We start from the raw sequence: 26,918 nt of genomic DNA, 5'->3' as shown, positions 1-26,918 counted from the left end.
ATGCACAAGCATGGCGCACAGTTGCTGGACGCCACGTCGGCGCGCTTCGCCCTCTGGGCGCCGGATGCGCGCAGCGTGAGCGTGGCGATCGGGCAGCGGCCGCCCCTGGCGCTGCGGCCCGACGGCGATGGCTGGTACACCGGTGTCGGTCCCTGCCAGGCGGGCGAGCAATACCACTATTGCATCGACGATGAGCTGCAGGTGCCCGACCCGGCGTCGCGCTATCAGCCCGAGGGCGTGCACGGCCCCAGCGCACTGGCGGATGTCGGCGCTTATCCATGGCGGCACCCGTGGCAGGGCCGGCCCTGGCACGAGGCGGTGATCCAGGAGCTGCACGTGGGCCTGCTCGGCGGCTACGACGGCGTGACCAAGGTGCTGCCGCGCCTGGCCGAGCTGGGCATCAGCGCCATCGAGCTGATGCCCCTGGGGCAGTTCCCCGGCGCGCGCAACTGGGGCTACGACGGCGTGCTGCCGTTCGCCCCGCAGCACAGCTACGGCACGCCGCAGGCGCTGTGTGGCTTGGTCGACCAGGCCCACGGCCATGGCCTGATGGTGCTGGTGGACGTGGTCTACAACCACTTCGGCCCAGACGGCAATTACCTGCACCGCTACGCCAGCGGTTTTTTCCGCGACGACCGACAGACGCCCTGGGGCGCGGCCATCGATTTTCGCCGCGCCGAGGTGCGCGAGTACTTCATCCAGAACGCGTTGATGTGGCTGTGCGACTACCGCTGCGACGGCCTGCGCCTGGACGCGGTGCACGCCATCGACCAACCGGACTTTCTCGTCGAACTGGCACAGCGGGTACGCGCCGCCGTCGAGCCCGGACGGCAGGTGTGGCTGGTGCTGGAAAACGAGCACAACCAGGCCGCGCTGCTGCACCAGGGCTTCGACGCGCAATGGAACGACGACGGCCACAACGCCCTGCATGTGCTGCTGACCGGCGAGACCGAAGGCTACTACGCCGACTACAAGGACCGGCCGATCGACCAGCTGGCCCGCTGCCTGGCCGAAGGCTTCGTGTTCCAGGGCCAGCCCGACCGCCACGGCACGCCTCGGGGCGAGCCCAGCGGCCACTTGCCGCCCAGTGCCTTCGTGCTGTTCCTGCAGAACCACGACCAGGTCGGCAACCGCGCCCTGGGCGAACGCCTCACCCGCCTCTGCCCGCCGCAGGCCCTGCGCGCCGCCACCGCGCTGTTGCTGCTGGCGCCGATGATCCCGTTGCTGTTCATGGGCGACGATGACGGCAGCCGCGAGCCGTTCCTGTTCTTCACCGACTTTCACGATGAATTGGCCGATGCGGTGCGTGAGGGGCGACGCGGCGAGTTCGCCCACTTCGATGCCTTCGCCGACCCGCAAAAGCGCGAGCGCATACCCGACCCCAATGCCGAGGCGACCTTCGTCTCTTCCAGGCCCCAGCGCCAGGACGTGCTGGCCGGCTGGCACGGCCTGTACCAGCAATTGCTCGACCTGCGTCGACGCCATGTCATCGCGCACCTGCCCGGCACCCGCGCCCTGGGCAGCGAGGTACTCGGCGACAAGGCGCTGACCGCCCGCTGGCGCCTGGGCAATGGCGACGAGCTGCGTATCGACCTCAACCTCGCCGCCCTGCCCCAGCCGGTCGCGCTGCCGCCCCTGGAACGGCGTCTGTACGACAGCAGCGACAACGCCCACCCTGACTCGACCCTCGCGGCGCACAGCTGTGTGGTCAGCCTGCTGCCCCCCGACCAGGAGACGCCATGAGCGAACAGCCCCTTCACCGCCTGGCCGCTCGGGTGGGCCTGGCCCGCGACTGGATCGACGCCAACAATCGCCCGCAGCAGGTCAGCGACGACGTGTTGCGCCGGGTGCTCGCAGGCCTCGGCCACCCGGCCGGCGACGTCGCCGCCATCGCTGCCAGCCTGCGCGCCGTCGAACAGGCCGAGGACAGCAAACACCTGCCGCCGCTGCTGACCGTCGATGTCGGCCAGCCGCTGGACCTGCAACGCTATTTCAGCGCCGACCGCCAGGCGCACTGCACGCTGGAGGACGGCAGCCGGCGCAGCCTGGCCCTGGACGCCCAGGCGCGCCTGCCGGGCGAGCTGCCGCTGGGCTACCACCGCGTGGACATCGATGGCCGCACCTTCACCCTGGCCGTGGCGCCGCCGCGCTGCCATGCCCTGGAGGACCGCGTCGAGCAGCAACCGCCGCGCTGCTGGGGCATCGCGGCGCAGCTGTACAGCCTGCGCCGCCCAGGCGATGGCGGCTACGGCGACTGCCTGGCCCTGGAGCAACTGGCGCGCAACGCCGCCGAGCGCGGCGCCGATGCCCTGGCGATCAGCCCGATCCACACCCTGTCGGCGTTCGACCAGCGCCACTTCAGCCCCTACTCGCCGTCCAGCCGGCTGCTGCGCAACGTGCTCTACGCCAGCCCCGGTGTCGTCTTTGGCGAGCGCGAGGTGCGCATGGCCATCGAGGCCTGCGACCTGCAGGGGAGCCTCGACACGCTGGAGCAGCAGGCGCTGGTGGACTGGCCACGGGCCGCCGATGCCCGCCTGCGCCTGCTCGAGGCGCTCTACCGGCAGTTCAGCCAGGGCGAGCATCCGCTTCGCCAGGACTTCGACAGTTTCCGCGCCAGCGCCGGCGAGCAGCTGGAGCATCATTGCCGCTTCGAAGTGCTGCAGGCCGAGGCGGTCAGTACGGGCCTGGGCGCCGACTGGCGCCGCTGGCCCAAGGCCTGGCACGCCCCCTATCACCCCGAGGTCGAGGCCTTCGCCAATACCTACCCGGCGCGGGTCGAGTTCCACGCCTTCTGCCAGTGGCTGACCGAACGCAGCCTGCAACGGGCCCAGGACGCGGCGCGCGGCAATGGCATGGCGGTGGGCCTGATCGCCGACCTGGCGGTGGGGGCCGACGGCGCCGGCAGCCAGGCCTGGAGCCGCCAGGACGAACTGCTGGCCGACCTCCAGGTCGGCGCCCCGCCGGATATCCTCAATCAGTCCGGCCAGGACTGGGGGATCTGCGCCTTCTCCCCCGAGGGCCTGCGGCGCAACGGCTACCGCGCCTTCATCGAGATGCTGCGGGCCAACCTGGCCCATGCCGGCGGCCTGCGCATCGACCATGTGATGGGCCTGCGCCGCCTATGGCTGATCCCCCGTGGCGCCAAACCCAGCGAGGGCGCCTACCTGAACTATCCGCTGGACGACCTGCTGCGCCTGCTGGCACTGGAGTCCACGCGGCACCAGGCGATCATCCTCGGCGAAGACCTGGGCACCGTGCCCGAAGGCTTGCGCGAGCGCCTGGCCGACAAGGCGGTGCTGGGCATGCGCGTGCTGCCGTTCGAGCAGACCTCGCCCGGGCAGTTCAAACCGATCCTCGACTGGCCGGACAACGCCCTGGCCACCACCGGCACCCACGACCTCGCCCCCCTGGCCGGCTGGCTGGTGAGCCGCGACATCGACTGGAGCCATCGCCTGCGACTGCTCGACGCCGCCGCCGAGTTGCGCTGGCGCCACACCCGGGCGCTGGAGCGCGACGGCCTGCGCCGCACCCTGGAACAGAACTATGGGCCGCTGGGCGACGACGCGGCGCTGATCGACGCGGCGATCCGCTACGTCGGCCATACCCGCGCGCCCCTGGTGCTGGTGCCGCTGGAAGACCTGCTGGGCAGCGACGAGCAGGCCAACCTGCCCGGCACCACCGAAGGCCATCCCAACTGGCGCCGGCGCTTCAAGGCGCAGGTCGCCGACCTGCTCGACGACGAGCACGCCGCCCGCCGCCTGGAGCTGCTGGCCCAGGCCCGCGAACAGGCCTGGGAGCGCGATCGATGAAACCGTTGACCGCCACCCTGCGCCTGCAGTTGCACAGCGACTTCACCCTCGATGACGCAGTGCCGCTGGTGCCCTACTTCGCTCGCCTGGGCATCAGCCACCTCTACGCCTCGCCGATCCTCGCCGCCCGCGCAGGCTCCCGGCATGGCTACGACGTGGTCGACCCGACCCGGGTCAACCCCGAGCTCGGCGGCGAAGCGGCGCTCGAGCGTCTGGTGGCCGCCCTGCGCCAGCACGGCATGGGGCTGATCCTCGACACCGTGTCCAACCACATGGCCGTGGGCGGCGCCGACAATCCCTGGTGGCAGAGCCTGCTGGCCTGGGGCCGGCGCAGCCCCTATGCGGAATTCTTCGATATCCAGTGGCACTCCAGCGACCCGTTGCTGGCCGGCCAGCTGCTGTTGCCGTTCCTCGGCAGCGACTATGGCCTGGCCTTGCAGAACGGCGAGATTCCACTGACGTTCGACGCGCAACAGGGGCGTTTCGAGGTAGCCCACCACGATCACCGCTTCCCGATCTGCCCGCTGGACTACGGGCGGATCCTCGACCAGGCCGAGGATCCGCGCCTGCTGGCATTGGCCGCGCGCTTCAGCGCCCTCGGCGAGGCCAGCGACCCTCTGACCGAGGCCCAACCACTGCACCGTGAGCTGGCGCGCCTGGCCGCCACCGGCGCAGACCTGCAAGGCGCCCTCGCCGCCTTCGACAGCCGCATTGATGACGGCTTCAAGCGCCTGCACCTGCTGCTGGAGCGGCAGACCTACCGCCTGGCCAGCTGGCGCACCGCCGCCGACGACATCAACTGGCGGCGCTTCTTCGACATCAACGAACTCGGCGGCCTGCGCGTGGAGCGCGCGGTGGTGTTCGAGGCCACCCACGCCAAGCTGTTCGAGCTGATCGAGCGCGGCCTGGTCGACGGCCTGCGCATCGACCATATCGACGGCCTGGCCGACCCACGCCGCTATTGCCGCAACCTGCGTCGGCGGATCGACTCGTTGCTGGCGCGCCGGCCACTGGCCGGGGCGCTGGCACACTTCCCGATCTACGTGGAGAAAATCCTCGGCACCGACGAACACCTGCATCGCGACTGGCTTACCGACGGCACCACCGGCTACGAGTTCATGAATCAGGTGTCGCTGCTGCAGCACGACCCCGCCGGCGAAATATCGCTGGGCGAACTGTGGAGTGACGTCAGCGAACGCCCCGCGTTCCCCGAGGAGGTGCGCCTGGCCCGCCACCTGGTGCTCAACGCCAGCCTGGCCGGCGACTGCGAATCCGTGGCCCAGGCCCTGCTGCAGGTAGCCCGCGACGACCTGATGAGCCGCGATCTCACCCTCGGTGCCATTCGCCGGGCGTTGCAGGCGTTGGTCGAGCACTATCCGGTGTACCGCACCTACATCAATGCCTGCGGTCGCCCCGCCGAGGACGAAGCGTTCTTCCAGCAGGCGCTGGCCGGTGCGCGGCAGTCACTGGGGGAAGCCGACCGGCCCCTGATCGATCAGCTCGAACGCTGGCTCGGTGGCCAGCCGTGGCGCCAGCTGCCACCAGGCCGGCCACGCAAGCACCTGCGCCATGCCTGTGTGCGTTTCCAGCAACTGACCGCGCCCAGTGCCGCCAAGGCCGTCGAGGACACCGCGTTCTATCGTTCGGCCCGTCTGCTGTCGCGCAACGACGTGGGCTTCGACGCCGAGCGCTTCAGTGCCGATGCCTCCTGGTTCCACAACGAAGCCCAGCGCCGCCTGCGCGACTTCCCCGACAACCTGCTGGCCACCGCCACCCACGACCACAAGCGCGGCGAGGACTGCCGGGCGCGGCTGGCGGTGCTCAGCGAGCATGGCCCGTGGCTGGCCAGCCGTGTCGAGCATTGGCGCGAACTGGCCGCGCCGCTGCGCGAAATCCTCGACGATGGCGACGCCCCCAGCCCCGCCGACGAACTGCTGCTGTTGCAGACCCTGCTCGGCAGCTGGCCGCTGACCCTCGACCTGCATGACCCTGCGGCCCTGCGCGTCTATGCCGAGCGCATCCGCCAATGGCAGCGCAAGGCGCTGCGCGAAGCCAAGCTGCGCAGCAGCTGGGCCGCGCCGAACGAACGCTACGAGCAGGCCTGCGCGGCCTATGTCGATGGCCTGCTGCTGGACGACGAGAACCAGCAGCTGCGCCAGTCCCTGCACGAGGCGGCGCGCCGCCTGGCCTGCCCCGGCGCCTTGAACGGCCTGGTGCAGTGCCTGTTGCGCATGACCACGCCCGGCGTGCCGGACCTGTACCAGGGCAACGAGTACTGGGACTTGTCCCTGGTCGACCCGGACAACCGCCGCCCGGTGGACTACCCTGCAAGACGGGCCAGCCTGGACGACGCCACGCCCCTGGCCGAGCTGCTCGCCCACTGGCGCGACGGCCGCCTCAAGCAGGCCCTGGTCGCCCGGGTGCTGGATGCCCGCCAGGCCCACCCCGAACTGTTCCAGCGAGGCGCCTACCTGCCGCTCACCGTGCGCGGGCGCCACGCCGACAAGGTGCTGGCCTTCGCCCGCCTGGGCGAGGACGCACGCGCCATCATCGTCGTACCGCGGCTGGCCAGCGCCCTGCTGGGCCCGGCCGCCACCCCGTTGATCCCGGCACAGAACTGGGACGATACCCGGCTTGTCCTGCCGTTTGCCTTGTCGCCTGCCAACTGCTCGGGACTTTTCGGCGGCGGTGCTGTCACCCCTTCAAGGGAGCTGATGTTGAGCACCGTGCTGATGGAGTTTCCGGTCAATGTGTTGATTGAACATGCCTAACTGCATTCAGGAGCGTCGAGATGAGTGTCGAAGAAAAGCGTATTCGCGAGTTCGCCTATCAGATCTGGGAGTCGGAGGGTAAGCCGGCGGGACAGGAGGACCGTCATTGGCAGATGGCGCGCAAGCTGGCCGAGGCCGAGGCATTGGCGCCCAAGGCCGCGCCGCGCAAGAAGGCGGCGGCCAAGCCTAAGGCCGCTACTCCTGTGGAAAAACCGCTTCCTGTGAAGAAGCCCAGAGCCGTGAAAAAGCCGGCGAGCTAATTGCCATGTAGCGCCTGTACCGGCCTTATCGCGGGGCAAGCCCGCTCCCACGTTCTGATCGCGTCATATTCCATTGTGGGAGCGGGCTTGCCCCGCGATCTCTCTCCCCCGGACCATGAGGACCGCCATGAGCCCGCGCACCCCGAAGAAGACCCGCTCCGTCGCCCCGTCGCGCATCCGCGAGGGCCTGCCCTTCCCGCTCGGCGCCACCTGGGACGGCCTGGGGGTCAACTTCGCCCTGTTCTCGGCCAACGCCAGCAAGGTCGAGCTGTGCCTGTTCGACGCCAGCGGCGAGCAGGAGATCGAGCGTATCGAACTGCCCGAATACACCGACGAGATCTACCACGGCTACCTGCCCGACGCCCATCCGGGCCTGGTCTACGGCTACCGTGTGCACGGTCCCTACGAACCCGAGAACGGCCACCGCTTCAACCCCAACAAGCTGCTGATCGACCCCTACGCCAAGCAACTGGTCGGCACGCTGCAATGGTCCGAGGCGCTGTTCGGCTACACCATCGGCCACCCCGATGGCGATCTGTCGTTCGACGAACGCGACAGCGCGCCGTTCGTGCCCAAGTGCAAGGTCATCGACCCGGCGTTCACCTGGGGCCGCGACCAGCGCGTGCTGATCCCCTGGGAACGCACGATCATCTACGAAGCCCACACCCGTGGCATCAGCATGCGCCACCCGGCAGTGCCCGAGCACCTGCGCGGCACCTTCGCGGGGCTGGCCAACGACGAATTGCTGGCCCATATCAAGGCACTCGGCGTGTCGAGCCTCGAGCTGTTGCCGATCCACGCCTTCGTCAACGACCAGCACCTGCTGGACAAGGGCCTGAACAACTACTGGGGCTACAACAGCATCGCCTTCTTCGCTCCGCACCCGCGCTACCTGGCCAGCGGCAAGATCGCCGAATTCAAGGAGATGGTCGCGCACCTGCACGACGCCGGGCTCGAGGTGATCCTCGACGTGGTCTACAACCACACCGCCGAGGGCAACGAGCGCGGCCCGACGCTGTCGATGCGCGGAATCGACAATGCCTCCTACTACCGCCTGATGCCCGACGACAAGCGCTTCTACATCAACGATTCCGGCACGGGCAACACCCTCGACCTGAGCCATCCACGGGTGCTGCAACTGGTCACCGACTCGCTGCGCTACTGGGCCGGCGAGATGCACGTGGATGGCTTTCGCTTCGACCTGGCGACCATCCTCGGGCGCTATCACGACGGCTACAGCGAACGCCACGGCTTCCTCGTCGCCTGCCGCCAGGACCCGATGCTCAGCCAGGTCAAGCTGATCGCCGAACCCTGGGACTGCGGCCCCGGCGGCTACCAGGTGGGCAACTTCGCCCCTGGCTGGGCGGAGTGGAACGATCGCTTTCGCGACACCGTGCGCAGCTTCTGGAAAGGCGACGAAGGCATGCTCGCCGACTTCGCCTCGCGCATCACCGCCTCGGGCGACCTGTTCAACAACCGGGGGCGGCGGCCCTACGCCTCGGTCAATTTCGTCACTGCCCATGACGGCTTCACCCTGCGCGACCTGGTGTCGTACAACGACAAGCACAACGAGGACAACGACGAGAACAACCAGGACGGCACCAACAACAACCTGTCGTGGAACTGCGGCGTCGAAGGCCCCACCGACGATCCCGAGATCAACGCCCTGCGCATGCGCCAGATGCGCAATTACTTCGCCACCCTGCTGCTGGCCCAGGGCACGCCGATGATCGTCGCCGGCGACGAGTTCAGCCGCACCCAGCACGGCAACAACAACGCCTACTGCCAGGACAGCGAGATCGGCTGGGTGAACTGGGACCTGGACCAGGACGGCAAGGATCTGCTGGCCTTCGTCAAGCGCCTGACCCGCCTGCGCCTGGCCTACCCGATCCTGCGTCGCTCACGCTTCCTGGTCGGCGACTACAACGAAGCGATCGGGGTCAAGGACGTCACCTGGCTGGCACCGGATGGCAGCGAAATGACCGTCGAGCAATGGGAAGACCCCCACGGACGCTGCCTGGGCATGCTGATGGATGGCCGCGCCCAGGTCAGCGGCATCGCCCGGCCCGGTGCCGAGGCGACCCTGCTGCTGATCGTCAACGCCTATCACGATGTGGTGCCGTTCACCCTGCCGGCGGTGCCGGAGGGCGACTACTGGAGTTGCCTGGTGGATACCGACCGGCCGGAGCTGCGCAAGCCGCAGCACCTGGCATTCGAAACGGTCTTCGAGGTCAAGGGCCGGTCGCTGCTGTTGCTGGTGTTGCAGCGCGAGGAAGAATGATCCAGAACCCGTCTCCCCGCGCCTCCGGGCGCGGGTTAAGCCGTGAAGATGACGGGTTTGCAGGCACCTGTAGCAACGATTCGGCATAGCCGCGAAGCGGCAAAGCACCGTTCTTGATATGCAAAGAACAAAACCAATCAAATTCAACAAGTTGATTAACTCAACAAGCCATTATCGACTTCTTCACGCTTTCTTGACGCAAGCGCCAGCGTCTCCTTAGCTGAACAGAACCAACACAGTAAAAATTCGTGCCGGGCCCTCTAGCTCGCGCCTTCGTGCGCGCCCGACGAGGCTGGCGCGCTGGTTTGGGTCGCCCCCTGTTTGCGTCGTACAGCTCGTGACACCAGGCCAGGTCCTCGGCTGTTCAACTCACAACAACAGGAGATCCGCCATGAAAAGCCCCTCGAATCCCTCGCGCTTCGATGCTTTTTTTTGCGCGGTTTCCACGTCGCTGCTCCTGGCAACCCCGGTGGAAACTTTCGCGTTCGAACTAGAGCAAAGCGAGCCCTTCGCCCGCTTCATGGAACAGCCCGAGGTGCAGCGACTATCGCTCGAGCCGCTGAGTGTCAGCGGCTTGAACCAAGGCATGCTCACCGCCTTTTCCGAACGCATGGGCGAGCGCCACGGCCCGCTCGCCCCTGACCTGATCGCCAGCCAGTGGTCACAGTTCTTCCCTGGCGCGCCGCGCTCGGGAGCCTTGCCACCCGCCCAGCTCGAGGCCCCCAGCCAGCAATTGATGATCGGCCCCGACTTGTTCGTGCGTGAAACCGCCGCTGGCAATGTGCACCGCGCCGGGATCTTCGTCGGTCACAACAACCTGCAGAGCAGCTTCAACGGTATGCGCCCCCTGCTCGGTGACAAGCAGCGCAACGCGGTCAACCTCAGCGGCGAAAGCCTGGGCGTCTACTGGAGCATGACCCACGAACAAGGCTGGCACGTGGACGCCGTGGCCATGGGCACGCGCATCGACGTCAACGGCCGCTCCCAGGCCGGCCAGCGGGTGGACGACAGCGGCCATGCGATGACCTTCTCGGTGGAGGGTGGCTACCCCATCGGCCTGGGCGGCGGCTGGGTGATCGAGCCCCAGGCGCAGTTGATCAACCAGCAGTTCTTCCCCGGCAGCCAGGTGCAGGAGGAAACCCTGCAGGCGTTCGACAGCCAGCCAAGCTGGAGCGGTCGGGTCGGTGCGAAACTGTCGGCGCGCTATGAAGTGAAAGGCATGCCGATCGAACCCTACGTGCGCACCAACGTGTGGTACGACTTCAGCGATGGCGACGTGGTCAAGCTCGACCAGGTGGACAAGATCTCCAGCTCGCGCAGCTCCACTTCAGTGGACCTGGGCTTGGGGCTGGTGGCACGGGTCACGCCGAATGTCGCGCTGTTCGTCAGCGCCGACTACAGCACCGACGTGGATGACAATGATCTCAACGGGCTGATCGGCAGTTTGGGGGTCCGGATGCGTTGGTAGAAATCAGCAACCACCGTCCTCTGTAGGAGCGGCCTTGTGTCGCGAAAGGGCCGCAAGGCCGCTCCTACAGGCGAGAGAAAAGCCAGTCACGCCGGCTTCATCACCAGCACCCCCAACGGCGGCAGGTTCAGCGCCAGCGACAGCGGCTGACCATGGCTGGCGATCTCGTCGCTGGCCAGCGCGCCGAGATTGCCCACGTTCGACCCGGCATACAGCCCGGCATCGCTGTTGAGCAGCTCCACCCACTGTTCGCCGAACGGCACGCCGATCCGATAGCCCTCGCGCGGCACCGGGGTGAAGTTGGCCACCACCAGCAACGGCTCGCCCTGGCTGCTCCAACGCAGCCAGGCATACACGCTGTTGTGCGCGTCATCGCCGATCAGCCACTGGAAGCCCTGGGCCTGGCAGTCCTGCTCGTGCAGCGCGGGTAGCTCGCGGTACAGCCGGTTGAGGTCGGCCACCAGTTTCTGCACGCCCTGGTGCTCGGGGTACTGCAGCAGGTACCAGTCCAGCTGCTGGTCGTGGTTCCACTCGCGCCACTGGCCGAACTCGCAGCCCATGAACAGCAACTTCTTGCCGGGGTGGGTCCACATGAACGCCAGGTACGCCCGCAGGTTGGCGAACTTCTGCCAGCGGTCGCCCGGCATCTTGTCGATCAGCGAATGCTTGCCGTGCACCACCTCGTCGTGGGAGATGGGCAGGATGAAGTGCTCGGAGTACGCGTAGATCAGCCCGAAACTCATCTCGTTGTGATGATAGGTGCGGTGGATCGGGTCGTTCTGGATGTAATGCAAGGTGTCGTGCATCCAGCCCATGTTCCACTTGTAGGCAAAGCCCAGGCCGCCCTGCTGCGCCGGCTGGCTGACCCCGGGCCAGGCGGTGGACTCTTCGGCGATGATCAGCGCGCCCGGCGCTTCATGGGCGGCAACGCCATTGAGGTGGCGGATGAAGTCGATGGCCTCGAGGTTCTCGCGTCCGCCATGGCGGTTGGGCACCCATTCGCCGGCCTTGCGCGAATAGTCGCGGTAGAGCATCGAGGCCACCGCGTCCACGCGCAGGCCGTCGATGTGGAAGTGCTTGAGCCAGTACAGCGCCGAGGCCAGCATGAAGCCGCGCACCTCGTTGCGGCCGAGGTTGTAGATCAGCGTGTTCCAGTCCTGGTGGAAGCCTTCGAGCGGGTTGTCGTACTCGTACAGGGCGGTGCCATCGAACCGCGCCAGGCCATGCTCGTCGGTGGGGAAATGCGCCGGCACCCAATCGAGGATCACGCCGATGCCGCCCTGGTGGCAGGCATCGACGAAGAAGGCGAAGTCCTCGGCGCTGCCATAGCGCGAGGTCGGCGCGAACAGCGACAGCGGCTGATAGCCCCAGGAGCCGCCGAACGGGTGCTCCATGATCGGCAACAGCTCGATGTGGGTGAAGCCCAGTTCCTGCACGTAGGGCACCAGGCGCTCGGCCAGCTCGCGCCAGTTGTAGAAGCGCGCGACTTCGCCGGCATCGTCCAGCTCGCAGCGCCAGGAGCCGGCGTGCAGTTCGTAGATCGACAGCGGCGCGCTGTAGGCGTGGCGCTGAGACCGCTGCTCCATCCACTGGCCGTCGCGCCAGTCGTGGGCCAGGGCCCCGGCCACCTTCGAGGCAGTGCTCGGCGGAAGCTCCGTGGCGCGGGCCAAGGGGTCGGCCTTGAGCGGCAGCACGCCGTCCACGCCCAGCACTTCGAACTTGTAGGTCTCGCCCACGCCGAGCCTGGGCACGAACAACTCCCACACCCCGGCGCTATGCCGCAGGCGCATGGGGTGCCTGCGGCCATCCCAGTTGTTGAAGTCACCGACCACCGAGACTCGCCTGGCGTTGGGGGCCCAGACCGAGAAGCACACCCCCGCGATGCCGTCGACAACGGTGGGCTGGGCGCCGAAACGCCCGGACAGGTCGCGGTGGTTGCCCTCGGCGAACAGGTAGAGGTCCATGTCGCCCAGTTGCGGGCCGAAGCTGTAAGGGTCCTCGGTGACCTGCTCGCCGCCGGCCCAGCCGATCTGCAGCAGGTAAGCCCGTGCCTCATCGAGGTGCGCGGTGAACAGCCCCGGCACGCTGCCCTGCACCATTTCGGCTAGCACCTGCCCATCGTCGCGCGCCAGCAGTCGTGCGTTCAGGGCATTGGGCAGGAAGGCGCGGACGAACAGGCCGCCCGCGCCGTCGCCATGGGGGCCGAGCACGGCAAATGGATCGGCGTGCTCGGCGCGGGCCAGGGCGTCGAGGTCCCGTTGCCGAAGGCCGCCGTTGTCACGCGTGGTTGCGTTCATTTATGACTCTCCCCAGGTACTGATCAGTCCATGCAGGCCATGCAAAGGCACGGCCAGCCAGCTTGGCCGGTTTTCGGCTTCATAGGTGATTTCGTAGGCGGCCTTCTCCAGGCAGAACAGCTCCAGCGCCGCGCGCTCGCCCTCGGCCTGCTGCCAGGCGTGGGGCATGGCGGCGCTGGCCAGCCCGTAGGCTTCGACGAAGGCATGACGCGACTGGTGCAGGTACTGCCGGGCGACCCGCTGCCGGGCCTGGCGCGCCGCGTCGGACAGGTCGACCGCCGAAGCGCTGCGCAGGATCATCGCAGCAGCATAGTCGAAGGAGCGCAGCACGCCGCTGACATCCTTGTACGGGCTGTGTTTCGCCCGGCGCTCGTCCAGCAGGCGCGCCGGCTCGCCCTCGAAATCGATCAGGTAGGCATCGCCCTGCACCACCAGTACCTGGCCCAGGTGCAGGTCGCCGTGCACGCGCATCAGCAGGCCACCCCGGGCCTGCCGGGCAAGGTTGTCGACGTGCTGCTGCAGGCCATCACGCTGTTGCTGCAGGTCGTCGACCAGGGCCTGGCTGTCGCGGTCCAGCGTGTCGCGGTGCTGGGCCAGCAGGTCGAGGGCACGGGTCAGCTCAGTGCTGATCTGCCGGCTCCAGCGCTCGCTGTCCCGGGCATCGCTCGGGCGAGACTGGAACGCCGCGTCGTCGCTCGGCGCGGCCAGCAGCAGGTGCATCTCGCCCAGGCGCTGGCCGAACAAGGCGGCGAAACCGGTCAGCTCGGCCAGGGCATCGGTATGCGCCTCCTGTTCGACATCGCCGGGTTCCATCTGATCGCGGATCGCCCGCTCCAGGGTGTTCTGCGTCCATTCCCAGGCATCGCCCTGGTTGCTCAGGTAGCCCTGCGCGATCATCAGCAGGTGGGGCTGCCCGCTGTCATCGACACGGCTGACCCAAGCCAGCAAGGGCGAGATATTGGCAAAGCCCGCAGCGCTGAGGTAAGCGCTCATCTCCAGCTCAGGATGCACGCCCGGATTGACCCGGCGAATCAACTTGAGCACCAGGCTGCCACCGACCACCACCGAGCTGTTGGACTGCTCGGCGCCCAGGTAGCGCACCTCGCTCTGCTCATCGAGCTGCAGCGCGGCCAATGCCTCGGTGCGATGGAAATGCAGCTCGCCCAGCCCGTCGCCACAGGACAGGCGCAGGCCCTCCTGGCAGCCCTTGAGCACGGCGCGAACGAACGGTTCGAGCACGAAGGCATCGGTGATCAGCCCCACCTGGCGGCCACGGCGCACCCGTGACAACGCCAGCTGCTGGGGCAAAGCGGTGTTGATCTGCTCTTCGGGCAGCAGGCCGAAGGGCAGCTGGTAGTGAGTGACGACGCCCTCGCTGTGCACTTCCAGCTCGGCGAGCAGCACCGGCAGCGCCGTGGTGGCGAAGCGCACGCCATAGCGCAGCCGCACCTGGTCGATCGGCCCTTCCTTGCCGGCGAACCAGCGGCGCTTGGGCAGGTATTGCGGCAGGATCGACCCCTGCAAGGTCTCGCGCGATGGCGACTCGAGCAGCTCCTCCATGCGCTTGCGCAGCACCAGGGTGGTCAGCTCGGGCAGCCCCTCGACAGGCTGGACATGCCAACTGGGCATACGATCGTGGGAGGCCAGCAAGAACCAGTAGAAGCCATAAGGTGGCAGAGTCAGCAGGAACGGCAATTGGCCGATGGGCGGGAAGGCGCTGCCACCGAGCATTTCTACCGGCACCCGGTCGGCGTACTGCGACAGCTCCAGCTCCGCTGCCTGGGCCGCCCGTGAGACGTTGGCCACGCACAGCACGATTTCGCCATTGCCGTCGGCATCGGTGTATTCACGGATATACGCCAGCACCCGGCGATTGCTCGGCGTGAGCATTTTCAGGCTGCCACGGCCAAAGGCCTTCTGCTGCTTGCGCACCGCCAGCAGACGGCGATTCCAGTTGAGCAATGAGTGCGGGTCGTGGGCCTGGGCCTCGACGTTGATGGTCTGGTAGCCGTACAGCGGGTCCATGATCGGCGGCAGCACCAGGCGCTGTGGGTCGGCCCGGGAAAAGCCGCCGTTGCGGTCCGGCGACCATTGCATGGGGGTGCGCACACCGTCGCGGTCGCCCAGGTAGATGTTGTCGCCCATGCCCAGCTCGTCACCGTAGTACAGGGTCGGAGTACCGGGCATCGACAGCAGCAGGCTGGTCAGCAGCTCGATACGCCGCCGGTCACGCTGCAGCAGCGGCGCCAGGCGCCGGCGGATGCCGAGGTTGATGCGCGCGCGGCGGTCCTCGGCATAGTAGTTCCACAGGTAGTCGCGCTCACGGTCGGTGACCATCTCCAGGGTCAGCTCATCATGGTTGCGCAGGAAGATCGCCCATTGGCAGTTGGCCGGGATCTCCGGGGTCTGGCGCAGGATATCGGTGATCGGGAAGCGGTCCTCCATGGCCAGGGCCATGTACATGCGCGGCATCAGCGGGAAGTGGAAGGCCATGTGGCACTCGTCGCCATCACCCTCGCCGAAGTACGGGCGGGTGTCTTCCGGCCACTGGTTGGCCTCGGCCAGCAGCATGCGGTCGGGGTAGTTGGCGTCGATCTCGGCGCGGATCGCCTTGAGCACGGTATGGGTTTCGGGAAGGTTCTCGTTGTTGGTGCCGTCACGCTCGATCAGGTACGGGATGGCGTCCAGGCGCAGGCCGTCGACGCCGATGTCGAGCCAGTAGCGCATCACCCCGATCACGGCCTTGAGCACCTGCGGGTTGTCGAAGTTCAGGTCCGGCTGGTGCGAGTAGAAACGATGCCAGAAGTACTGGCCGGCGACCGGGTCCCAGGTCCAGTTGGACTTCTCGGTGTCGAGGAAGATGATCCGCGTGCCGTCGTATTTCTGGTCATCGTCGGACCATACATAGAAATCCCGGGCCTTGCTGCCGCGCCTGGCGTGGCGGGCGCGCTGGAACCAGGGGTGCTGGTCGGAGGTGTGGTTGATGACCAGCTCGGTGATCACCCGCAGGCCGCGCTTGTGGGCCTCGGCGATGAAACGCTTGGCGTCGGCCATGCTGCCGTAGTCCGGGTGCACGGCCTTGTACTCGGCGATGTCGTAGCCGTCGTCGCGCCGGGGCGAGGGGTAGAACGGCAGCAGCCAGAGGGTGTTGACGCCCAGTTCGGCGATGTAGTCGAGCTTGCCGATCAGCCCTGCGAAATCGCCGATGCCATCGTTGTTCGAATCGAAGAACGATTTCACGTGCAACTGGTAGATCACCGCGTCCTTGTACCACAGCGGATCGTCGATGAAGGCTGCCGGGCGGGAACGCTTGGCCATTGGGGACTCCTTTCATTTTCCGGTTCGGCACGCACCCTGTAGGAGCGGCCTTGTGTCGCGAAAGGGCTGCGAAGCGGCCCCAGGTTCTCAGCGACATGACAGATTGCTGGGGCTGCTTTGCAGCCCTTTCGCGACACAAGGCCGCTCCTACAGGGGATTAGCGCAGCTTCTCTATGCGCCAGATGCCAAACGGCTGGTGCCACGGCTCGATGCGCATCCACTGGGTCTTGCCATGCCAGGTCCAGCGGTGGCCATTCATCAGGTCCTCGCCCTGGGTGTCGGCGCTATCGTCCAGCCCCAACTCCCACAGCGGCAGCTCGAAACTGGCCTCCTGGGCGTTGTACGGGTCGAGGCTGATGGCCACCAGGATCACGTTGTCGCGCTCGGGCGTGCGCTTGGCGAAGTACAGGATCTGATCGTTCCAGCAGTTGAGGAACACCACCCCCAGGTGAGTCTGCAGGGCGCGGTTGTGCCGGCGGATGCGATTGAGCTGGGCGATCTCGGCGACGATGTTGCCGGGTTGGGTGAAATCGCGCGGGCGGATCTCGTACTTCTCCGAGTCCAGGTACTCCTCCTTGCCTGGCAGCGGCGTGCCTTCGCACAGCTCGAAGCCCGAATACATGCCCCACAAGCCCGAGCCCATGGTCGCCAACGCGGCGCGGATGAGAAAGCCGGCACGGCCTGAGGTCTGCAGGAAGAACGGGTTGATGTCCGGTGTATTGACGAAGAAGTTGGGCCGGTAGCACTCGCTCCAGGGCGGCTGGTTGAGCTGCTCGAAGTACTCGCGCAGCTCCTGCTTGCTGTTGCGCCAGGTGAAGTAGGTGTAGCTCTGGGCATAACCGACCTTGCCCAGGCGCGCCATCATCGCCGGGCGGGTGAAGGCCTCGGCGAGGAAGATCACCTCGGGGTGCTGGCTGCGCACATTGGCGATCAGCCACTGCCAGAACGGCAGCGGCTTGGTGTGCGGGTTGTCGACGCGGAAGGTCTTCACGCCCTCCGCCACCCAGCCGACCACCACGTCGCGCAAGGCCAGCCACAGGCTCGGCACCGATTCGGGGGCGTAGAAATCGACATTGACGATGTCCTGGTACTTCTTCGGCGGGTTCTCGGCGTAACGGATGCTGCCGTCGGGGCGCCAGCTGAACCAGCCGGGGTGCTCCGTGAGCCAGGGGTGGTCCTGGGAGCACTGGATGGCAAAATCCAGGGCGATCTCCAGCCCATGCTCGGCGGCGGCGGCGACCAGGCGGCGGAAGTCCTCGCGGCTGCCCAGCTGTGGGTGGATGGCGTCGTGCCCGCCCTCGGGGCTGCCGATGGCGTAGGGGCTGCCAGGGTCGCCGGGCTCGGCCTGCAAGGCGTTGTTGCGGCCCTTGCGGTGCTTCATGCCGATGGGGTGGATCGGCGGGAAGTACAGCACGTCGAAGCCCATGTCGCGGATCATCGGCAGGCGCTGGTGCACATCGTCAAACGTGCCGTGGCGCTGCGCGTCGTCGGTGACCGAGCGCGGAAACAGTTCGTACCAGCTGGCGAACAGCGCCGCCTCGCGGTCGACATCCACGGGAAACTCGCGGCTGCGGGTGAGGTAGCTGCGGTGCTCGGCCTCGGCCATCAGTTGCGCCGCGTCGGGGTGCAGCAGCAACGCCACCTGGTCATCCACCGGCAAATCCGGCAGGCGCTGTTGCAAGGTTTCAAGCTGCTCGCGCAGCAACCCGTCGCTGCGTTCGATGCCCTGGCCCAGCAGCAACCGGCCCTCTTCCAGTTCGAGCTTCACGTCCACACCGGCGGCGTACTTCTTCTCCAGGTCATGACAGTAAGTGGCGAAAGGGTCGACCCAGGCTTCGATGCTGAACAGGTGCAAGCCCAGATCGGTCGGGGTGAACGCCGCCAGCCACAGGTCGTTGCCGGGCGAATGCATGGCCACGCAGTGCCAGCGCCGACTGTGGGCCTGGCGCCAGTACAGGCTCACCGCCAGGCGATCGTGGCCATCGCTGTAGACCTTGGCGCTCACCTCGACCTGGTGGCCGCGCACCGCCTTGCTGGCGAAGCTGCCGCCGTCGAGCACCGGGCTTGCGTCCTCGATCACGATGCGCGGCGCCAGCAGCGCCTGGGACAGGCTGATGGCCTGGTCCGGGTGATCGTTGGCCATGGGCACGCTTTCGAACGGCTCTTTACCAGACATCGACCTGCTCCCCTGGGCTGGTGGCGGTAAGGGTTCAGAGCCGTGTCGGCGCGCGGGGGTTCAAAAAAAATGAGCGTCGGGCGCAGGCCTGGGTCAAAGCCTGCGACACCGCTTCATTCATCCCGCGAGGCCAGGCCCATGAACATTCCCATTCCACCGGAGACACCCGACCCGAACATCGACGACCCGACCTTGCCGCCGCCGGTGCCCGAGCAGGATCCGGACGAGCTGCCGGTCAAGCCGACCGTGCCGCCGACCGTGGGCGACCCGCCGAACGAGGAGCCGCCGGTGAAAGGTAGAGGATAGACAAGGTTGTGGAATTTTGACCGCCTGAACCGGCCCCATCGCGGGGCAAGCCCGCTCCCACACAGACTTGTGGGAGCGGGCTTGCCCCGCGATGGGGCCGGCCCTGACAGCACAAAGTCCGGCCCGATACACCTGGCATTTCTACCAGTAGCGCCCGCTCACGAAGCCACGTAAAGAGAAGCACCACCCTCTGACGACCACCTCCAGCATGCGCTCGCGCCTCTACATCGCCTTCCACCTGCAGCGGATTCTCGCCGGTTTCCTCGAACAGAGCCTGCACCGGATCCGGCCGAACATCGCGATGGACGAACTGGGCGCCGACAGCTTCGACGTGGTCGAACTGCAGGCCATCGTCGAAGAGACGTTCGGCATCGTCATCCCCCATCAAGTCCAGACGTACACCACCTTTGCCGAACTGGTCGACCTGGTCTACAAAGCGCTGCCTAACCTCCCAGCTCCTCCACGCTGATCTCACGCATCCGAAACTTCTGCACCTTCCCCGTCACCGTCATCGGAAACTCATCCACGAAACGGAAGTGCCGCGGCACCTTGTAATGGGCGATGCGCGCCTTGCACCAGCCCTGCAGTTCCTCGACCGTGGCGCTATGTCCCGGGTGCAGCTTGATCCACGCCACCACCTCTTCCCCGTACTTGCTGCACGGAATACCGATGACCTGGGCATCGGCCACCGCCGGGTGGGTGTAGAAGAACTCCTCAAGCTCGCGCGGATAGATGTTCTCGCCACCGCGAATGATCATGTCCTTGTTGCGCCCGACGATACGCACGTAACCCTCGTCGTCCATCACCGCCAGGTCGCCGGTGTGCATCCAGCGCGCCGGGTCGATGGCGTCAGCGGTGGCCTGGAGATTGTCCCAATAACCGAGCATCACGCTGTAGCCCCGGGTACACAGTTCGCCGATCTCGCCACGGGCAACGATGCGCCCGTCGGCATCCACCAGCTTGGTCTCCAACTGCGGCTGGGTCCGGCCGACAGTGGTCACGCGCAGTTCCAGCTCGTCGTCCGGGCCGGTCTGCAGCGACACCGGGCTGGTCTCGGTCATGCCGTAGGCGATCTGCACCTCGGCCATGTGCATCTGCTCGATGACCTTGCGCATCACCTCGATCGGGCAGGTGGCGCCGGCCATGATGCCGCTGCGCAGGGTCGAGAGGTCCAGGCCAGTACGCGAGGGGTGGTCGAGCATGGCGATGAACATGGTCGGCACGCCATAGAGGATGCTGGCGCGCTCCTCGGCCACGGCGCGCAGGGTGAGTTCGGCGTCGAAGGCGTCGTTGGGGTAGATCAGGGTGCTGCCGTGGGTGATGCAGCCGAGGTTGCCCATGACCATGCCGAAGCAGTGGTACAGCGGCACCGGGATCACCATGCGGTCCTGCTCGGTCAGGCCCAGGCTCTCGCCGACCATGTAGCCGTTGTTGAGCAGGTTGTAGTGGCTCAGGGTCGCGCCCTTGGGCGCGCCGGTGGTGCCGGAGGTGTACTGGATGTTCACCGGCTGGTCGAACTGCAGGCCCTGCTGCCGGGCCTCGTAGGCAGCGAGCTCCACCTGCCCTGCCCGCCCGGCCAGCGCGGTCCAGGGCAAGAAGCCCGTGGGCGGCTCGACAGCCAGGCTGATCACCCCGCGCAGGTCGGGCAGGCGTTCGCTGGCCAGCTCGCCCACGGCATGGGCCGCCAGCTCAGGTACCAGGTCCTGCACCATCGCGTGGTAGTCGGAGGTCTTGAAAGCGTCGGCACACACCAGCCAGCGGCAGCCGGACTGGCGTAGCACGTATTCCAGCTCGCCCACCCGATAGGCCGGGTTGATATTGACCAGAATCCCGCCGACCTTGGCGGTTGCCAATTGCAGGATGCACCACTGGGCGCAGTTGGGCGCCCAGATGCCGACCCGCTCGCCGACCTCCACGCCCAGCGCCATCAAGGCCCGGGCATGCACGTCGACCTCGGCGGCCAGCTTACGCCAGCTGTAGCGCAATTTCTGGTGGCGCACCACCAGCGCCTCGCGCTCGCCATGGCGGGCGACGGTGGCATCGAAGGCCTGGCCGATGGTCAGGGTGAGCAATGGTTTGTCTTGACGGCCGCGCGTGTAGCTTGGTTGAGGCATGGTTGTCCCTTCTTGTGGTTGTTCTGGGCATGACTGAAGCAGGCGGCAATTACTCTGGCGCAGATTTACGTTTACGTAAAGGTGATGTTCCGATTGACAGCCCCGGAAGGCAGGTTTACGTTAACGTCAACCACGCATCACGGCGACCTTGTGGATACGAGGTTGTGAAAACAAAGTTGTGGGAGCGGGCTTGCCCCGCGATGAGGCCGGACCAGGCAACACAGCTGGCCGTTCTGACGGGCATCGCGGGGCAAGCCCGCTCCCACAACCCCGCTTCCACAAGGTCGCCGTGGTACCTCGAATTTCAAGAACAAGAAGGTGCCTCCCATGCATTACCCCAGCCTGAACTTCGCCCTGGGCGAGACCATCGACATGCTCCGCGACCAGGTGCGCACCTTCGTCGCCGCCGAGCTGGCGCCACGCGCCGCGCAGATCGACCACGACAACCTGTTCCCCGCCGACATGTGGCGCAAGTTCGGCGACATGGGCCTGCTGGGCATCACCGTCCCCGAGGAATACGGCGGCGCCGGCCTGGGCTACCTGGCCCACGTGGTGTCGATGGAAGAGATCAGCCGCGCCTCGGCCTCGGTGGCACTGTCGTACGGCGCCCACTCCAACCTGTGCGTCAACCAGATCAACCGCAACGGCACCCATGAGCAGAAGCAGAAGTACCTGCCCAAGCTGATCAGCGGCGAGCATATCGGCGCCCTGGCCATGAGTGAGCCCAACGCCGGCTCCGACGTGGTGTCGATGAAGCTGCGCGCCGAAAAACGCGGCGACCGCTACGTGCTCAACGGCAGCAAGACCTGGATCACCAACGGCCCCGACGCCAACACCTACGTGATCTACGCCAAGACCGACCTGGACAAGGGCCCCCACGGCATCACCGCGTTCATCGTCGAGCGCGACTGGAAAGGCTTCACCCGCAGCAACAAGTTCGACAAGCTGGGCATGCGCGGCTCCAACACCTGCGAGCTGTTCTTCGATGACGTCGAAGTGCCTGAAGAAAACATCCTCGGCCAGCTCAACGGCGGCGTGCGCGTGCTGATGAGCGGCCTGGACTACGAGCGCGTGGTGCTCGCCGGCGGCCCCACCGGCATCATGCAGAGCTGCATGGACCTGGTGGTGCCCTACATCCACGACCGCAAGCAGTTCGGTCAGAGCATCGGCGAGTTCCAGCTGATCCAGGGCAAGATCGCCGACATGTATACCCAGCTCAACGCCAGCCGCGCCTACCTGTACACCGTGGCCCAGGCCTGCGACCGCAGCGAAACCACCCGCAAGGACGCCGCCGGGGTGATCCTGTACACCGCCGAACGCGCCACGCAGATGGCCCTGGAGGCGATCCAGATCCTTGGCGGCAACGGCTACATCAACGAGTTCCCAGCCGGGCGCCTGCTGCGTGACGCCAAGCTTTACGAGATCGGCGCCGGCACCAGCGAGATTCGCCGGATGCTGATCGGCCGCGAACTGTTCAACGAAACCCGCTGAGCACAAGGAACCGGCGTCCATGGCTACCTTGCATACCCAGATCAACCCGCGCTCGGCGGAATTCGCCACCAACAGCGCGGCCATGCTCGAACAGGTCCAGGCCCTGCGCGGCCTGCTCGCCCAGGTCAATCAGGGCGGCGGGCCGAAGGCCCAGGAGCGGCATACCTCGCGCGGCAAGCTGCTTCCCCGCGAGCGCATCGACCGCCTGCTCGACCCGGGCTCGGCGTTTCTCGAGATCGGCCAGCTGGCCGCCCATGAAGTCTACGGCGAAGACGTGCCGGCCGCCGGCGTGATCGCCGGCATCGGCCGGGTCGAAGGCGTGGAGTGCATGATCGTGGCCAACGACGCCACGGTCAAAGGCGGCTCCTACTACCCGCTGACGGTGAAAAAGCACCTGCGCGCCCAGACCATCGCCCTGCAGAACCGCCTGCCGTGTATCTACCTGGTGGACTCCGGCGGCGCCAACCTGCCGCGCCAGGACGAAGTGTTCCCCGACCGCGAGCACTTCGGGCGAATCTTCTTCAACCAGGCCAACATGAGCGCCCTGGGGATCCCGCAGATCGCCGTGGTGATGGGCTCGTGCACCGCCGGTGGCGCCTATGTGCCGGCCATGGCCGACGAGGCGATCATGGTGCGCCAGCAGGCGACCATCTTCCTCGCAGGCCCGCCTTTGGTAAAGGCCGCGACCGGTGAAGTGGTCAGCGCCGAGGACCTCGGTGGTGCCGACGTACACTGCCGCACCAGCGGCGTGGCCGACCATTACGCCGACAACGACGAGCATGCCCTGGCCATCGCCCGGCGCAGCGTCGCCAACCTCAACTGGCACAAGCAGGGCAAGCTGCAGTGCCAGGCGCCGATCGCGCCGCTGTACAACGCCGAGGAGCTGTACGGCGTGGTCCCGGCCGACGCCAAGCAGCCGTTCGATGTGCGCGAGGTGATCGCCCGCCTGGTCGATGGCTCGGCGTTCGATGAGTTCAAGGCGCTGTTCGGCACCACCCTGGTGTGCGGCTTCGCCCACCTGCACGGCTACCCGGTGGCGATCCTGGCCAACAACGGCATCCTCTTCGCCGAAGCTGCGCAAAAAGGCGCGCACTTCATCGAGCTGGCCTGCCAGCGCGGCATCCCGCTGCTGTTCCTGCAGAACATCACCGGCTTCATGGTCGGCAAGAAGTACGAGGAAGGCGGCATCGCCAAGCACGGCGCCAAGTTGGTGACCGCGGTGGCCTGCGCCCAGGTGCCGAAGTTCACGGTGATCATCGGCGGCAGTTTCGGCGCCGGCAACTATGGCATGTGTGGCCGCGCCTACGACCCGCGCTTCCTGTGGATGTGGCCCAACGCCCGCATCGGCGTGATGGGCGCCGAACAGGCCGCCGGCGTGCTGGCCCAGGTCAAGCGCGAACAGAGCGAGCGCAGCGGCGAGGCGTTCAGCAGCGAAGACGAGAAGAAGCTCAAGCAGCCGATCCTCGACCAGTACGAGCGCCAGGGCCACCCCTACTACTCCAGCGCCCGGCTGTGGGACGACGGCGTCATCGACCCGGCGCAGACCCGCGACGTGCTCGGCCTGGCGTTGTCCGCCGCGCTGAACGCCCCGATCGAACAGAGCCGCTTCGGCATTTTCCGGATGTGACCCATGAGCGAATTCGCCACCCTTGAATTGGTCAAGGACCCTCGCGGCTTCGCCACCCTGTGGCTGAGCCGGGAAGACAAGAACAACGCCTTCAACGCACAGATGATCCGCGAACTGATCGTCGCCCTCGACCGCCTGGCCGAGGACGCCAGCCTGCGCTTCGTGGTGCTGCGCGGCCGTGGCCGGCACTTCAGCGCCGGCGCGGACCTGGCCTGGATGCAGCAGTCGGCGCAGCTGGACTTCAACACCAACCTCGACGACGCCCACGAGCTGGGCGAGCTGATGTACGCCCTGCACCGGCTCAAGGCGCCGACCCTGGCCGTGGTGCAAGGCGCGGCCTTCGGCGGCGCGCTGGGGCTGATCAGCTGCTGCGACATGGCCATCGGCGCCGAGGACGCGCAGCTGTGCCTGTCGGAAGTGCGCATCGGCCTGGCCCCGGCGGTGATCAGCCCGTTCGTGGTCAAGGCCATCGGCGAGCGCGCCGCCCGCCGCTACGCCCTCACCGCCGAGCGCTTCAGCGGCGTGCGCGCCCGCGAGCTGGGCCTGCTGGCCGAGGTGTACCCGGCCAGCGAGCTGGACGCCCAGGTCGAGGCCTGGGTCGACAACCTGCTACAGAACAGCCCGCAGGCGCTGCGCGCCACCAAAGACCTGCTGCGCGAGGTGGACGCCGGCGAGCTGAGCCCGGCCCTGCGCCGCTACTGCGAGAACACCATCGCCCGCATCCGCGTCAGCGCCGAAGGCCAGGAAGGCCTGCGCGCTTTCCTGGAAAAACGCCGTCCCGCCTGGCAAGACAACAAGGAGCCGCGCCCATGAGCCGACCCACGCTGACCACCCTGCTGGTCGCCAACCGCGGCGAGATCGCCTGCCGGGTAATGCGCACCGCCAAGGCCATGGGCCTGACCACCGTGGCCGTGCACAGCGCCACCGACCGTGAGGCGCGCCACAGCCGCGAGGCCGATATCCGTGTCGACCTCGGTGGCACCAAGGCCGCCGAAAGCTACCTGGTGATCGACAAGCTGCTCGCCGCGGCCAAGGCCAGCGGCGCCCAGGCGATCCACCCGGGCTATGGCTTCCTGTCGGAGAACGCCGGTTTTGCCCGCGCCATCGAACAGGCCGGGCTGATCTTCCTCGGCCCACCGGCCAGCGCCATCGACGCCATGGGCAGCAAGTCGGCGGCCAAGGCGCTGATGGAGTCCGCTGGCGTGCCGCTGGTGCCGGGCTACCACGGCGAGGCCCAGGACCTGGAGACCTTCCGCGCCGCCGCCGAGCGCATCGGCTACCCGGTGCTGCTCAAGGCCAGCGCCGGGGGCGGTGGCAAGGGCATGAAGGTGGTCGAGGACGAGAGCCAGCTGGCCGACGCCCTGGCCTCGGCGCAGCGCGAGGCGCAGTCATCGTTCGGCGATGCGCGCATGCTGGTCGAGAAGTACGTGCTCAAGCCGCGTCATGTGGAGATCCAGGTGTTCGCCGACCAGCACGGCAACTGCCTGTACCTCAACGAGCGTGACTGCTCGATCCAGCGTCGCCACCAGAAGGTGGTCGAGGAAGCTCCCGCGCCGGGCCTGTCCCCCGAACTGCGCCAGGCCATGGGCGAGGCCGCGGTACGCGCCGCCCAGGCCATCGGCTACGTGGGCGCCGGCACCGTCGAGTTCCTGCTCGATGCCCGTGGCGAGTTCTTCTTCATGGAAATGAACACCCGCCTGCAGGTGGAGCACCCGGTCACCGAGGCCATCACCGGGCTCGACCTGGTCGCCTGGCAGATCCGCGTGGCCTGCGGCGAGCCGCTGCCGATCACCCAGGAGCAGGTGCCGCTGATCGGCCATGCCATCGAGGTGCGGCTGTACGCCGAGGATCCGGCCAACGAGTTCCTGCCGGCCACCGGCACCCTGGCGCTGTACCGCGAGTCGGCGCCGGGCGAAGGCCGCCGGGTGGACAGCGGCGTCAACGAGGGCGACGTGGTGTCGCCGTTCTATGACCCGATGCTGGGCAAGCTGATCGCCTGGGGCCAGGACCGCGAACAGGCGCGCCTGCGGTTGCTGGCGATGCTCGATGAGTTCGCCATTGGCGGGGTGAAGACCAATATCGCCTTCCTGCGTCGCATCCTTGCGCACCCGGCGTTTGCCGAGGCGCAGTTGGACACCGGATTCATTCCGCGTCATCAGGATGTGCTGCTGCCTGCGCCGCAGGCGCTGCCGGCGCAGTTCTGGGAGGCTGCCGCCGAGGCGTGGCTGCAAAGCGAGCCTGCGTTGCAGCGCCAGGACGACCGCGCTTCACCGTGGGCGGCCCGAGATGGCCTGCGCCTGGGCTTGCCGGCGCGCAGCAGCCTGCACCTTCAGTGCGAAGGGCATGAACAGGCGGTGGCGCTGGAGCGCAGCGCGCCTTCGGCCTATCGGCTGGAGGGGGAGCAGCTGTGTCATGACCAGGACGGCCTGCGCCGTCGGTATCTGGCGGTGCGTCGGGGTGGCACCTTGTACCTGCAGTGGGCCGGCGAGTTGCACGCCATCAGCGTCCATGACCCGATTGCAGCGGCGGAAGCCAGCCACAGCCATCAGGGCGGGCTGGGCGCGCCCATGAACGGCAGCATCGTGCGAGTGCTGGTGGAGCCGGGGCAGGTGGTCGAGGCCGGTACCGCATTGGTGGTGCTGGAGGCGATGAAGATGGAGCACAGCATTCGGGCGCCCCATGAGGGGACGGTGAAGGCGCTGTTCTGCCAGGAGGGGGATATGGTCAGCGAAGGGACAGTGCTGGTGGAGTTGGAGGGGGCGTAACGGCGGCAATGTGTTTGCCGAAAGGGTTGTTTCGCCTATGAGATCGAGCGCCGCCCGCGCGGCGCATCGCGACGCAAGGCCGCTCCTACATTTGTTGCAACGTGCCGAACCTGTCAGGCCATGGTTGCCCGCCCTGGTGCATGCCTTGAGACAGGTGAGGCGGCAGTGGCGCCCACGCTGAAATCGCGTCGTACCCACAAGGCGGACCAGGTGATGGCACAGGATTGACTGGCCC

16 protein-coding genes are annotated in these 26,918 nt (G+C 67.2%); 12 read left to right on the top strand and 4 right to left on the bottom strand.

Translation table 11 applies throughout. The annotated features are described in order from the left end of the window. The 6 genes from treZ (at position 1) to ACYUME_RS09535 (ending at position 10,589) form a co-directional block, all read left to right on the top strand. Positions 1–1,743, top strand: a complete 1,743-nt coding sequence (gene treZ, locus ACYUME_RS09560; RefSeq protein WP_460418681.1) for a malto-oligosyltrehalose trehalohydrolase — start codon at positions 1–3, stop codon at positions 1,741–1,743. Further along, positions 1,740–3,809 (top strand): 4-alpha-glucanotransferase, encoded by a 2,070-nt coding sequence (malQ, locus tag ACYUME_RS09555; RefSeq protein ID WP_460418680.1) that lies wholly within the window; start codon positions 1,740–1,742, stop codon positions 3,807–3,809. The genes treZ and malQ overlap by 4 nt, the downstream gene beginning before the upstream one ends. Then, positions 3,806–6,580, top strand: coding sequence for a malto-oligosyltrehalose synthase (locus ACYUME_RS09550; RefSeq protein WP_460418679.1), 2,775 nt, complete (start codon positions 3,806–3,808; stop codon positions 6,578–6,580). Before malQ ends, ACYUME_RS09550 begins: the two co-directional genes overlap by 4 nt. Before the next feature lie 20 nt (positions 6,581–6,600). After that, entirely contained in the window at positions 6,601–6,840 is a 240-nt protein-coding gene (locus tag ACYUME_RS09545) for a DUF2934 domain-containing protein (protein WP_460418678.1), read from the top strand. Positions 6,841–6,967: 127 nt separating this feature from the next. After that, complete coding sequence (gene glgX / locus ACYUME_RS09540) at positions 6,968–9,121, top strand: glycogen debranching protein GlgX (protein ID WP_279880443.1); 2,154 nt, start codon at positions 6,968–6,970, stop codon at positions 9,119–9,121. A gap of 391 nt (positions 9,122–9,512) precedes the next feature. Then, positions 9,513–10,589, top strand: a complete 1,077-nt coding sequence (locus ACYUME_RS09535; RefSeq protein ID WP_460418677.1) for an autotransporter domain-containing protein — start codon at positions 9,513–9,515, stop codon at positions 10,587–10,589. Positions 10,590–10,675: 86 nt separating this feature from the next. Here ACYUME_RS09535 and glgB read toward each other — a convergent pair whose 3' ends face one another. From glgB to ACYUME_RS09520, 3 genes are all read right to left on the bottom strand, one after another. After that, on the bottom strand, positions 10,676–12,886 hold the full coding sequence (glgB, locus tag ACYUME_RS09530) for a 1,4-alpha-glucan branching protein GlgB (protein WP_460418676.1): 2,211 nt from the start codon (positions 12,884–12,886) through the stop codon (positions 10,676–10,678). Further along, positions 12,887–16,204, bottom strand: coding sequence for a maltose alpha-D-glucosyltransferase (gene treS, locus ACYUME_RS09525; RefSeq protein ID WP_460418675.1), 3,318 nt, complete (start codon positions 16,202–16,204; stop codon positions 12,887–12,889). A gap of 157 nt (positions 16,205–16,361) precedes the next feature. After that, complete coding sequence (locus tag ACYUME_RS09520) at positions 16,362–18,380, bottom strand: alpha-1,4-glucan--maltose-1-phosphate maltosyltransferase (RefSeq protein ID WP_460418674.1); 2,019 nt, start codon at positions 18,378–18,380, stop codon at positions 16,362–16,364. Positions 18,381–18,518: 138 nt separating this feature from the next. Between ACYUME_RS09520 and ACYUME_RS09515 the strand changes: the two genes are divergently transcribed. Continuing rightward, positions 18,519–18,686, top strand: coding sequence for a hypothetical protein (locus ACYUME_RS09515; protein ID WP_460418673.1), 168 nt, complete (start codon positions 18,519–18,521; stop codon positions 18,684–18,686). A gap of 208 nt (positions 18,687–18,894) precedes the next feature. Continuing rightward, positions 18,895–19,155: an acyl carrier protein gene (locus tag ACYUME_RS09510; protein ID WP_460418672.1), complete on the top strand. Its 261-nt coding sequence runs from the start codon at positions 18,895–18,897 to the stop codon at positions 19,153–19,155. On the opposite strand, the gene ACYUME_RS09505 is transcribed toward ACYUME_RS09510, so the two are convergent. Further along, positions 19,130–20,800 (bottom strand): AMP-binding protein, encoded by a 1,671-nt coding sequence (locus tag ACYUME_RS09505; protein ID WP_460418671.1) that lies wholly within the window; start codon positions 20,798–20,800, stop codon positions 19,130–19,132. The genes ACYUME_RS09510 and ACYUME_RS09505 overlap by 26 nt on opposite strands. Positions 20,801–21,127: 327 nt before the next feature. Between ACYUME_RS09505 and ACYUME_RS09500 the strand changes: the two genes are divergently transcribed. From ACYUME_RS09500 to ACYUME_RS09485, 4 genes are read left to right on the top strand one after another with little or no spacing between them, the layout of a single operon-like run. After that, entirely contained in the window at positions 21,128–22,291 is a 1,164-nt protein-coding gene (locus ACYUME_RS09500) for an isovaleryl-CoA dehydrogenase (protein ID WP_460418670.1), read from the top strand. A gap of 19 nt (positions 22,292–22,310) precedes the next feature. Next, complete coding sequence (locus ACYUME_RS09495; protein ID WP_460418669.1) at positions 22,311–23,918, top strand: carboxyl transferase domain-containing protein; 1,608 nt, start codon at positions 22,311–22,313, stop codon at positions 23,916–23,918. A 3-nt stretch (positions 23,919–23,921) separates the two neighbouring features. Further along, complete coding sequence (locus tag ACYUME_RS09490) at positions 23,922–24,731, top strand: gamma-carboxygeranoyl-CoA hydratase (protein WP_279880423.1); 810 nt, start codon at positions 23,922–23,924, stop codon at positions 24,729–24,731. Continuing rightward, a complete protein-coding gene (locus ACYUME_RS09485; RefSeq protein ID WP_460418668.1) occupies positions 24,728–26,683 on the top strand; it encodes an acetyl/propionyl/methylcrotonyl-CoA carboxylase subunit alpha in 1,956 nt (651 codons plus the stop codon). The genes ACYUME_RS09490 and ACYUME_RS09485 overlap by 4 nt, the downstream gene beginning before the upstream one ends. Positions 26,684–26,918 lie beyond the last annotated feature (235 nt).

Source organism: Pseudomonas sp. microsymbiont 2, assembly GCF_054788395.1.
Note: the sequence above shows the minus strand (reverse complement) of the source record. Positions and strands in the feature narration are given on the sequence as shown.